Source organism: uncultured Desulfobulbus sp. (assembly GCF_963662935.2).
Classification (GTDB): domain Bacteria; phylum Desulfobacterota; class Desulfobulbia; order Desulfobulbales; family Desulfobulbaceae; genus Desulfobulbus.
The window spans coordinates 2,454,677-2,465,534 of sequence record NZ_CAXXTL010000002.1; the positions used below are offsets into that span (position 1 = coordinate 2,454,677).

Below are 10,858 nucleotides of genomic sequence, written 5' to 3' on the forward strand. Positions count from 1 at the left end.
AGACCATCTGGGCAATGGACGGTAGAAAAGGGTTTCGGATCGGTTGCTGCATCAGTGGGCATGGTTTTGGTCATGCCACCCGGGCCATCGCCGTGATGCAAGCCTTGTCCCGGCGGGTGGAAGTGGCCTTGACCATCGTCACTCAAGCCCCGGCGTGGTTGTTTGCCGAGTCGTTGCGCGTACCGTTTGACCTGCATGCCGAGGCAGTGGATGTCGGTCTGGTTCAGCACAGTGCTCTCGTCGAGGACCTGCCCGCTACCCTCCAGGCCTTGGCAGTCTATTCTTGCCAAGCAGAAGAGCGGGTGGCGCGGATTGCCCGTCATCTGGCCGGTTGCCACTTGGTGCTCTGCGATATTGCTCCTTGGGGTATTGCCGCCGCTCACCAAGCCGGTATTCCTTCCATTTTGATCGAGAATTTTACCTGGGATTGGATCTACGAGGGCTATGCGGCCCGCTGGCCGCAACTCCGACCCCATATTGATACCCTCAGGGCATTGTTTTTCCGGGCGGATTACCACATCCAGACCCGGCCCGTCTGTGCCCCCACGGCCTGCGATCTCGTGGTTGATCCGGTGGTCAGGGCGCTGGTGCGGCCAGAACAGATCCGGCAGCGGCTGTATCTCGAACCCGGACAGAAGGTGGTGCTGTTGACCATGGGCGGCCTTGGAGTTGAGACCGTTTCCCTTCAGCCCCTGCTGCAACGTCGGGATCTGGTTTTTGTCCTTCCCGGAAGGAGCCGGGAGAATGAGTTTACCGCCAATCTCCGCTTTCTCGGCCGGGAGGCCTCCTGGTATCATCCCGACCTGGTCGCCGCCGCAGATCTGGTGGTCGGCAAGCTCGGTTATTCCACAGTGGCCGAGGCCTATCAGGCGAAGACTCCCTATGCTTATGTGGCCAGGCGCGACTTTCGTGAATCCGCCTCGCTTGCCGTTTTTGTCGACGACCAGCTGTCTTCCTGGGAAATTCCGCAAGAGTTCCTCTCCAACGGCCGGTGGCTTGAAGCCCTGCCGCCTTTCCCGGCGGAGCAATCTCGTATCCCCCGAACAATGAACGGAGCCGACCAGGTCGCCATCTGGCTGACGGATCTCCTCAATGAGCAACCCCATGCCCCCTCTTGAGATCGACAAACTGTGTTTTCGCAACCGCGGTCCCTATTCCTTTCGTCTCGAGAGTGGTGAGTGTGTTGGCCTACAAGGGGCCTCGGGGGCTGGCAAGAGCCTGCTCCTTCGGGCCATTGCCGATCTCGATCCGCGTACCGGCACTCTTCGGCTGGGCGATCTAGATGCCGATGCGGTGGCTGCACCCCTGTGGCGGCGCACCGTCGGTCTGCTGCCGGCGGAAAGCGGCTGGTGGCTCGATCTGGTGGGTGACCATTTCACCGATTTTGACGCAATTGATGACCAGACCCTGACGGCCGCCGGTTTTGATCGGTCAGTCCAGGGTTGGCAGGTCAGTCGGCTCTCGACCGGAGAAAAACAGCGGCTGGCCATCCTCCGCCTGCTGCACAACCAGCCCCGGTGCCTGCTGCTTGACGAGCCAACAGCGAGTCTCGACCAGCAGGCGGTGACTCGGATTGAAGAGCTGCTGCTGACCTATAGTGCCACCCACCAGGCACCCGTGCTCTGGGTCAGCCACGATTTGACCCAGTTGGACCGGGTCTGCCAGCGGCGCTTGTTCATGGAGAGCACCGGTCACCTTGTCATCCCGGGAGGACCCGCCGATGGGTGTTAGACCACTTTCTCCCGCCGATCTGGCGTTGGCCGCCTCACTGGTGCTGCTGCTTGGCCTCCTCTCCTGGCGGCTGCAACTCGGTTTGAGCAAGCAACTGGCCATTGCTGCGGTCCGAACCACGGTCCAGTTGCTGCTCATTGGTCAGGTGTTGCGCCTGCTCTTTGCCGATGCCCATCCAGCCTATGTGTTCGCCATCTCCCTGGTGATGCTGGTGGCGGCCGGCCGGGAGGCGGTAGCGCGTCAGCACCGCAGGGTTCGTGGTGCCCACGGCTGGCTGATCGGCACCGGGGCGATGTTCCTTTCTTCCTTCACGGTCACCTTTCTGGCCCTCTTTGTCATTATCGGTCATCAACCCTGGTACGCACCCCAGTATGCCATTCCCCTGCTTGGCATGCTTCTGGGCAACACCATGAGCGGCGTGGCCCTGGGCATGGAACGGGTCACCGAGACGGTCTGGCAGCAGCGGGCGATCATCGAGCAGCGGCTCCTGCTTGGCCAGCCCGCGACCACGGCGGTGCGTGAAATCCGTCGTCAGGCCATCCGCGCTGCGATGATGCCGATCATTAATTCCATGGCCACCGTTGGTCTGGTGAGTCTTCCGGGAATGATGACCGGCCAGATCCTGGGCGGCTCCAGCCCTATGGAGGCAGTGAACTATCAAATTCTGATCATGTTTCTCATCTGTGCCGGTACCGGTTTCGGTGCCGTGGCCGCTATCTTCGGCGTGGAGCGGCGGCTGTTCGACGCTCGCCACCGCCTGCGGCTCGATGTTCTTCGCGTTGCGGGTGAAGCCTCCAACTCCTAAGAAGTGGCGGCCGCAGGGGTGATCAGCAGAACAATCGCCTCCTGCCTCCGGTTGCCGCAGGAAGCGGTTGTTTCTCGTCTCATTCCCTGATATTATTATATAATAGGCGCGGTGCTTTCCGGTGATGGACAGCCGCGTCTTTTTTTCTGGCAACAGTTCAGATTTTTCCGAACCGTGAGAGGACATGGATACCAACCCCCTGCGTGGCAAATCCCGAGGACCGCTGAAAATAGCCGCTATCTTTCTGGCTGTTGCCGTCTTCTGGATCTTCTTCTCCGACCGGATCGTCTCTTCTTTGGTCGATGAGACGCGACTCCTCAACGAGATCCAGGCCCTCAAGAAATGGCTCTTCGTCATTGGCACCGCCTGGCTGATCTATTTTTTACTGAAACGGGAAATCTCAACCTACCAGACGATTACCGAGCATCTCCAGAAGAGCCGGCAGGAGCTTCTCGACATCCTTGATGCCATGCCCGTGGGCATCGTTTTGACCGACGGCGTGACCATCGAATACGTCAATATCAGTTTTTCCGAGCGGTTTGGCTACAGCCTTGATGAAATTGCCACCGATGCGCAGTGGTATCTGCTCGCCTATCCCGATCCCGCCTACCGGGAACAAGTGAGAGCCGCGTGGCGAGACGAGGTGAACCGGGCGAGGGAGAGCAATTCGTCCATTCGTCCCCTTGAGGTCAAGGTGACCTGTAAAAATGGTCTGGTCAGGCATGCCATTGCCAACACCCAGGTCATCAACCAACGGATCGTGGTCATTCTCACTGATATCACCGAGCGGGAGTTGTTGCACAACGAGTTGATCAAGATGCAGAAACTGGAATCCATTGGGGTGCTGGCCGGCGGTATAGCCCATGATTTCAATAATATCCTCACCGGGATCATGGGCAATCTTTCCTATGCCCGGCTGGTGCTCGAACCCGGACATGCCGCCGAGCAACCGCTGGAGTCAGCGGAGAAGGCTTCGGAGCGTGCTGCGGAACTGACCCGGCAGTTGCTGACTTTTGCCCAGGGGGGAGAGCCGATCAAAGAGGTGGTGTCCGTCGGTTCCCTCATCAACGAGGCAGTGGCCTTCATTTTGCGGGGAACTAAAGTCCGTGGAGATATCCACCTTGATAATGCAGTGCAGGCGATTGAGGCCGACGAAGGACAGATCTCGCAGGTGTTCAACAATGTCTTGATCAACGCGGTTCAGGCGATGCCTGAAGGTGGTGTGCTGCGGATTGCCGCCAACAATGCCAGGCTTGAAGCCGCCAACACCTTAGCCCTTCCAGAGGGTGAGTATGTCCGGATCACCATTGCCGATGAGGGATCCGGCATCCCTGAAGAAACCCTGGAACGTATTTTTGATCCCTACTTCAGCACCAAGGCCTCCGGGACCGGCCTGGGGCTTGCCTCGGCCTACTCGATCGTCACCCGGCACGCCGGCCATATCAGTGCTGATTCCACACCCGGGAAGGGGTCGGTCGTGACCATCCTGCTGCCCGCAACCAGCCAAACTCCAGCGGCCGAGCTGTCCGTTCCCGCCACTATTCGCCCCGCAGATGGCGGTCAGAGGCGGCTTCCCCTGCTGGTTATGGATGACGAGGCGGTTATTCGTGACCTTGCCGCGACCATGCTGACTCATTTGGGATACGAGGTCCGCGTCTGCGCCGACGGCGAGGCGGCGATAGGCTTTTACGAGGCCGCCCTGGCAGCCGGAACCCCCTATGCCGCAGTTCTCATGGATCTGACTATCCCCGGCGGCATGGGAGGGTTGGAGGCTTCGCGGCGCATCCTTGCCCTGGACGGCGATGCCTGTCTGATTGTGTCCAGCGGTTATTCCCACGATCCAGTCATGTCGGATCATCAAGCCTATGGGTTTTCAGGGGTGCTGGCCAAACCCTATACGGTGGTCGAACTGGGGCAGGCGCTGCAAACGGTCCTGGCAGCACGGCACCCTCGCTGAGCGACCAGTAGCGGATGGGGCTGCCGGGTAACGGTTGCACCTTTGCCGGATATGGGCGATGATCAAGCCCGTTTGGAGCCGGAGTTCATGCCGGTCCACGCATTCAATCGAGAATTTCCAAGAGAGGAGTGCTCCGGATGGGCATTGTTAAGGAAATCAGGGAGCGCTTTCCCCCGATCATTTTGTTACTTGCCTTGTTGTCGGCCTTTCCTCCGCTGGCCACCGACATGTACCTGCCGGCCCTGCCGCTGTTGCAGCGGGAGTGGCAGGTACCGCTGGTGGTCATTAACCTCACCCTGGTCACCTTTTTCATAACCTACTGTGGCTTTCTCCTGATTTACGGCCCGCTTTCCGATCGCTACGGCAGAAAGCCGCCGCTGCTTGTGGGGGTGGGATTGTTCGTCCTTTCCTGCCTGGTCTGTGGTCTTGCCCAGAGCCCCAGCATGATGATTTGCGGCCGGATTCTGCAGGGAGCGGGTGCGGCGGCGGCCTCGGCCATTGTTTTTGCCGTCAGCAAGGACCGGTTTACCGGCCAGCAGCGGCAACGGGTGTTCATTCAGATCGGCGTGATTGTCGCCATCGCGCCGATGATCGCCCCGATCCTCGGCGGCTGGATTATCGCCCTGTTTTCCTGGCGCTGGATTTTTCTGCTCCAGGCAATCATGGGAACCGTTGCCTTTGCTGGGGTGCTCCGCATGGATGAGTCCCTGCGTCCGCAAGCACCGCCCAGTTTCTCCGAGGTCGCGTCCGGCTACCTGCGCCTGTTTCGTAACAAGCGTTACATGGTGCTGCTCTTGACGCTGTCATGTACCTGCGTGCCGGTCTTTGCCTTTATCGGCGGTTCCGCGGATCTCTACATCACCCGGCTGGGCTTTGATGAGCGGCAGTTCGGCTATTTTTTCGGCTTCAATGCCCTGGCCTTTGTCCTGGCGCCGCTTTCCTTTTCCCGCATGGTGCGCCATTTCCCGATCACCCGGCTGATGCCCTACGCCTTCACCGGCATGCTCGTCTCCTCGCTGTTCCTCCTTTGTTCCTGGATTCCAGATCCCTGGCGGTTGACCCTGCCGATGTTTTGTCTGACCTTTTCCTTTTCCTTCTGCCGGCCAGCGGGCAACAATCTGATTCTGGAGCAGGTGGACCGGGACACCGGCGCCGCCTCATCGCTGATGGTCTTTTTCTATTTTATGATCGGCGCTTTGGCCATGTGGTTTTTTTCGTTCGACTGGAACGACAAGATCGTGATGCTGGGAAGGATGGGGGTCGTCTCGGTTGCCTGCACCCTGCTGCTTTGGCAGGTGGTCAAGCGGCGGTTGCGGCCGGTGTCCGGCTGAAGGGAGAGAAGGAGAGGGCGGCTAACGGTGTTCAGTTGTCGCCGATGAACATCTGGGAGGTCAGATTCCAGCAGGTGACGATGCCGTTGCGCCATTTCGCCAGTTGCACGTTGCCGTCCTGGGAAACGACGATGGCCATCGCCTGGTGGAGGGCATTGCAGAGGTGGTAGGCGGAACGGTGCCGGGAGCCGTATCCCTCGATATTCGCCAGGCTGAGCATCTTGCCCTCAACATCGCTGGCGAGCGCCACTTCAGTCAGCTTGTCGAGCGAACCGACGATCATGCCGCCGAAGCCGATCGGGCCGCGGCTGCTGGTCACCACCGCGCCGTCGACCGAGGCCAGGCTGGCGACGAACTGGGCGTGTTCGTAGAGGGCCTCCGCAAGATCGTAGACCGCCGATTCGTGGCGGAGTTCCACATAATCCTTCCAGGTGATGATCTTATCCGGATCCTTGATATCGCCGAGAACGGTGGTGGCCAGGCGGATGGTCCGGACCATCAGATTCTGTTGCCGCTGGACGGCCTCGTCATGCCGGAACCGGTATTTGAGGAGGATGTAGGGGTTCTCCGCCGCAAGTTCTTCCGGGTTGGCGCCGGGGAAGATGATGAAGGTGCCACCGTGGCGGGACATGCGGGTGACACTGATAACCCGTTTCAACAGTTGAAACTGGAGACTTTCGATGAACTCGTCTTGGATCCTGGCCACCGGATAGAGCACGCTGGCGCGAAAAATCTCATGCAGTTGCAGCAGGTTGTTCCGTTCCTCGGCAAAGAGCTTGTTCATCCATTTGGATTGAAAGGCATTGGCGGTGGAATCGATCAGCTTGCCGCCGTTGAGAGTGGCGATGATCTTGAGTCCCCGGCAGATGGCGAGCTTGCCCGGACCGGTGACATGGATGCCAAAGACATCCGGCAGTTGGTTGGTCTTCTTGTTGCCGCCGCGTTCCTCTTGCAGCCAGCGGATGCCCGAATTGAGGATCCCCCAAATCTGAAAACCCTTGTCCGGGTGCGGCTCGATGGCGATGAGGGACCGCTCGAAATCCACGGCCGGCGAGAGGCGGCGCAGTTCGTATTCGTTGAAGGGCCGCGGGGTGGAGAAGAGCAGCCGGAGAAACCCCTTGGGCGGCCCCTGATCGGAGGGGAAGAGCTGAGAAGGTGCGAGAATGAGGCGCAGGGTAACGGGCCGGTCCTCCTCTCGCATCATGCTCACCTGGTAACAGGTTGAGATCAGTCGCTCCAGGGCCAGTTTGCCCGGCAGGGCAGCGCTCTCTCCTCCGGTGACACTCTCCCCCGGCGACGGCATCTCGTTCCATCGTTGATTGATGAGGGCGACAAGGTCGGAGGGATAGACGTGCATGGCCTGTTTTGGGGAAAGTAGTTTGCCGGGATGCGGGCGATGTGCCGCAGGTTGACTCAACATAAAACCATGATGATTAAGGTTTGTAAACCAATTTTATGGTCGTGTTTTCCATGGGATGCGCCGTTTGGGGTGGCTGGGTGAAAAATGATTGTGCTGAGTGGGGTTTTGCAGTAGTAGGGAGCCTTGCAACAGGACCGGCTGCCCTGAAAGGTGCCCGGTTTTTTAATCGAAATTAAGACGATAGAATGAGACATGAAAAACGGAGCAGGAGAAAACCTGGCGGATGTCCGTATCCCCCTGGTCAAAGTCCCGGCACATCCTGTCAGGCTGGAGTTGCCTGGCCCGGAGAAGGACGCACTCAAAGATCGCATCAGAACCATGCTGCGACAGCAGAACGCCGTCCTGGTGGCCCATTATTATACCGATGGCGATCTTCAGGATCTTGCCGAGGAGACCGGCGGCTGCGTCGCCGACTCCCTGGAGATGGCCCGGTTCGGCACCGAGCATCCGGCCCAGATCCTGGTGGTGGCCGGGGTGCGGTTCATGGGCGAGACCTCCAAGATTCTTAACAACGAAAAACGGGTGCTCATGCCCGATCTCGCGGCCACCTGTTCGCTCGACGAGGGTTGTCCGATTGGTCTGTTCTCCGATTTCTGCGACCGGCATCCCGATCATACGGTGGTGGTCTATGCCAACACCAGCGCCGAGGTCAAGGCCCGTTCCCACTGGGTGGTCACCTCGGGCATTGCCCTGCCGGTGGTCAAGCATCTGGCTGAGAAGGGAGAGAAAATTCTCTGGGGCCCGGATCGGCATCTCGGCAGGTACGTGCAGCAACTGACCGGAGTGGAGATGATCCTCTGGCCCGGTTCCTGCGTGGTCCATGAGGAATTCAAGGCCGATGCTTTGATCCAACTGCGCAAACTCCATCCCCAGGCGGCGGTGCTCGTTCATCCCGAATCGCCCCAGGAGGTGGTCGATCAGGCGGATGTGGTCGGCTCCACCACGGCCCTGATTCAGGCGGTGCAGCGGCTACCAAACAAAGAATTTATTGTGGCCACCGATGCCGGCATCTTCAACAAGATGCGGCAGCTGGCACCGGACAAAATTCTTCTCGGAGCGCCGATTGCCGGCGAAGGGGCCACCTGTGAGAGTTGTGCCCGCTGCCCCTGGATGGAGATGAACACCCTGGAGAAATTGGCAATAGCCCTGGAGGCTGGGGCAGGGGAGATCGAGGTGGCGCCGGAATTGGCGGCCAAGGCTCGCATCCCGATTCAGCGGATGCTTGATTTTGCCAAGACGTTGAAAAAATAGCGGTTGATGGGGTGGATGGAAGGATTGCTTCTTGGCAGAGTTTCCACTTGTCAGCCTGTTAGGGCGTAAGATGAAAAGGCAAAAAATTGTATTTTTTACCATAGGGCTGTATATTATTTTACTAATAATTGCAATGTTTGTTAGCAATTTTGTCCCTGAAAACAGCAGTACAGTTTATTTATTATTAGGAAACATTTTACTATCAGCTACAATCATATCGTATTTAGAAAAAAGAAGCGATAAGCGTAATTTAGAAATGCTAATTAAAAGACATTCATGGGCTGAATGTAGTACTTTGAGACGCGTCTTTCTATTTCTAGCATCTATGTTTATGCTCTACTATCCTGTATATTTCGGCATACCATGGGTTTACAATACATTTTTTGGAGAAAATAGGTATGTTTTTGCGATAGTTACAGGGTGGAAAGGAGCTGGGGCTCGGACTTGTGCTCAACCACTGATAAATAATCTAAGTATATTTCATTATGCCCCTCACGCGTTATGTGTTAGCGAAAACGAAAAGGAAAATTTTAAAATAGGCACCAAAATTAAATTAGTTGGAAAAATATCAAAAGTTGGCATGAACGTATCTAACATTGAAAGACAATTACCCTAACCAGTCAATAAACCCTTAGAAGGCCCCCGGTTGTCAACGGATAAAGGTATCCGGGAGCGATGAACTTATCACTCTGTGGTCGGTACAATCCGACCAATTGCCCGATGAAGCGCGCCCTGACTTGGGTTTCATATTCGACGACAGAGTGACTCTGCGCCAAACACTTATCGAGGATCAACCACTTTGCCAGTTAAGACGATGCTGGCAAGAGCAACGAGCGAATGGAACCCGGTCGAGAATGGGCCACTCTCTTGCTCGTCGGAGACCGGGTTCCATTCGCGGGCTCGCCGGGAACGAAGGCCGGGTGATTGCGGCAAGGATTTTGTTGTCGCGTCCTAGAAACAATCGCGTACCCTCGTGCCGTCCCATTCAAAACGGCTTGGTCATGCGGCGGCATGCCAGAGTTAGAGCCGGGCTCGGGTGAGGGGCAGAACCACATCAACAAGCAGATGTTCAACGAGCGGGACGGACGGCCAATCAAGCCTTCTGGCTGCGGTGCAACCGGCAGACCATGGCCCATAATGCTGACGGCAGACGGAGGATATGCTCCGGAGGGCCATGCGGATATGCTCGAAAAAAGCTCCAGTTAGGTGTCGGGCTCGCCCGTCCCCTCGATTAGACGGCCAGGAACGTATGCATGTTGAACCCCTGCCGGTTTTTCAGCATGAAATAGACCGCTCGGCCGAGCTTGTGCGCCAGGATGGAAAGCGCCTTGCCTTTGCCGTGTTTCCGCACCAGCTTGTCGTGGAATTGCCGGCCCGGTTCGTTGCTTTTGAGGAACAGTTGCGCAGCCAAGGAAAAGGCCCAGCGGAGATGGGCGTTGCCGATCTTCTTGCCGCCACTGCCGTATTTCTTGCCGTTGGATTCCTTGGAGCAGGTGACCAGGCGGCAATAGGAGGCGAAATCCTGAACCCTGGGAAAGCGGCTGATGTCCTCGATCTCATAGAGCAGATTGAGGGCATTGATCCGGCCCACGCCGGGGATGCTCTTCAAGAGGGCATAAGCAGTCGGGTCATGCTCCTTTGCGTGGGCAATGATGTCCTGTTCGAGGACGGCCAACACCCGGTCATAGGCGTCGATCATGTCGAGATTGGCGGCCATGGACATGCACACCGAGGGATCGTCGAACCGATCCAGCAAGCCTTCCCGGTTTTGCGGTTTGGCGATCCGGCCCAGAGGCACCTGCAGGTTGTACTGGCTGGCGGTATTCTGGGTGTGGGCAAAGAGCTCGGCCCGCTTGCGCATGAGATGGTTGCGCCGGCGCATCAGGTCCCGAGTGGCACGCATCCGCTGGGGATACACGTAGGCCATGGGAATGAGGCCGCCCCTGAGCAAGGCAGCGATCTTCTGGGAGTCAATCTTGTCGTTCTTGCTTTTGCCGCCGTGGATGGCTCGCATGTAGAGCGCATGACCGAGGATAAAGGGGATGTTTTCCGTGGCGCAGAGATCGGCCAGCCAGTACCAGGAGAACATGCACTCGGCGCACACCACCAGATCATCCCGATAGGGGGCGATGGTTTTGAGGAAGGTTTCCGGCTCGGTCTTGATGTTGCGATGGAGCAGGATGTCCCCTTCCTGGCTGAGGATGCACAGGTACATTTTGTTGGTGTGCAGGTCGATTCCACAGTAATGCTTGTGTTGCTTGGTGTACAATCGCATGAGAAGGCCTCCTTGCTAAGGGTTGCTGATACCCCCATTATAGCGGAATAGTCCGCCGGGTGCTCAGGGGGCCTTCTCTAGTATCAAG

Annotated in this window: 10 protein-coding genes; 8 read left to right on the forward strand and 2 right to left on the reverse strand. The window is 57.8% G+C overall.

Features of this window, described 5'->3' with window-relative positions:
* Window positions 1-14: 14 nt before the first annotated feature.
* The 5 genes from ACHZCX_RS15125 to ACHZCX_RS15145 all read left to right on the forward strand — a co-directional run bounded on the left by ACHZCX_RS15125 (window position 15) and on the right by ACHZCX_RS15145 (window position 5,824).
* Complete coding sequence (locus ACHZCX_RS15125; RefSeq protein ID WP_319588037.1) at window positions 15-1,118, forward strand: glycosyltransferase family protein; 1,104 nt, start codon at window positions 15-17, stop codon at window positions 1,116-1,118.
* Complete coding sequence (locus tag ACHZCX_RS15130; RefSeq protein WP_319588038.1) at window positions 1,105-1,731, forward strand: ABC transporter ATP-binding protein; 627 nt, start codon at window positions 1,105-1,107, stop codon at window positions 1,729-1,731. Before ACHZCX_RS15125 ends, ACHZCX_RS15130 begins: the two co-directional genes overlap by 14 nt.
* Window positions 1,721-2,536 carry an ABC transporter permease gene (locus ACHZCX_RS15135; RefSeq protein WP_319588039.1) on the forward strand — a complete coding sequence of 272 codons (816 nt, stop codon included), beginning with the start codon at window positions 1,721-1,723 and terminating at the stop codon, window positions 2,534-2,536. Before ACHZCX_RS15130 ends, ACHZCX_RS15135 begins: the two co-directional genes overlap by 11 nt.
* A gap of 184 nt (window positions 2,537-2,720) precedes the next feature.
* Window positions 2,721-4,493 carry an ATP-binding protein gene (locus ACHZCX_RS15140; protein WP_319588040.1) on the forward strand — a complete coding sequence of 591 codons (1,773 nt, stop codon included), beginning with the start codon at window positions 2,721-2,723 and terminating at the stop codon, window positions 4,491-4,493.
* 137 nt (window positions 4,494-4,630) lie between these two features.
* Window positions 4,631-5,824 (forward strand): multidrug effflux MFS transporter, encoded by a 1,194-nt coding sequence (locus ACHZCX_RS15145; RefSeq protein ID WP_319588041.1) that lies wholly within the window; start codon window positions 4,631-4,633, stop codon window positions 5,822-5,824.
* A gap of 31 nt (window positions 5,825-5,855) precedes the next feature.
* Here ACHZCX_RS15145 and ACHZCX_RS15150 read toward each other — a convergent pair whose 3' ends face one another.
* Window positions 5,856-7,244 carry a putative sensor domain DACNV-containing protein gene (locus ACHZCX_RS15150; protein ID WP_319588042.1) on the reverse strand — a complete coding sequence of 463 codons (1,389 nt, stop codon included), beginning with the start codon at window positions 7,242-7,244 and terminating at the stop codon, window positions 5,856-5,858.
* Between the two features lie 192 nt (window positions 7,245-7,436).
* On the opposite strand from ACHZCX_RS15150, the gene nadA reads away from it, so the two are divergent.
* The 3 genes from nadA to ACHZCX_RS15165 all read left to right on the forward strand — a co-directional run bounded on the left by nadA (window position 7,437) and on the right by ACHZCX_RS15165 (window position 9,701).
* Window positions 7,437-8,495, forward strand: coding sequence for a quinolinate synthase NadA (gene nadA, locus ACHZCX_RS15155; RefSeq protein ID WP_319588043.1), 1,059 nt, complete (start codon window positions 7,437-7,439; stop codon window positions 8,493-8,495).
* A 31-nt stretch (window positions 8,496-8,526) separates the two neighbouring features.
* Entirely contained in the window at window positions 8,527-9,111 is a 585-nt protein-coding gene (locus tag ACHZCX_RS15160; RefSeq protein ID WP_319588044.1) for a hypothetical protein, read from the forward strand.
* A 395-nt stretch (window positions 9,112-9,506) separates the two neighbouring features.
* Window positions 9,507-9,701 carry a hypothetical protein gene (locus ACHZCX_RS15165; RefSeq protein WP_319585256.1) on the forward strand — a complete coding sequence of 65 codons (195 nt, stop codon included), beginning with the start codon at window positions 9,507-9,509 and terminating at the stop codon, window positions 9,699-9,701.
* Window positions 9,702-9,726: 25 nt separating this feature from the next.
* On the opposite strand, the gene ACHZCX_RS15170 is transcribed toward ACHZCX_RS15165, so the two are convergent.
* The gene (locus tag ACHZCX_RS15170; RefSeq protein ID WP_319585255.1) at window positions 9,727-10,770 is read right to left on the reverse strand and encodes an IS110 family transposase; all 1,044 of its coding nucleotides are present in this window, start codon (window positions 10,768-10,770) and stop codon (window positions 9,727-9,729) included.
* Between the last annotated feature and the right edge of the window lie 88 nt (window positions 10,771-10,858).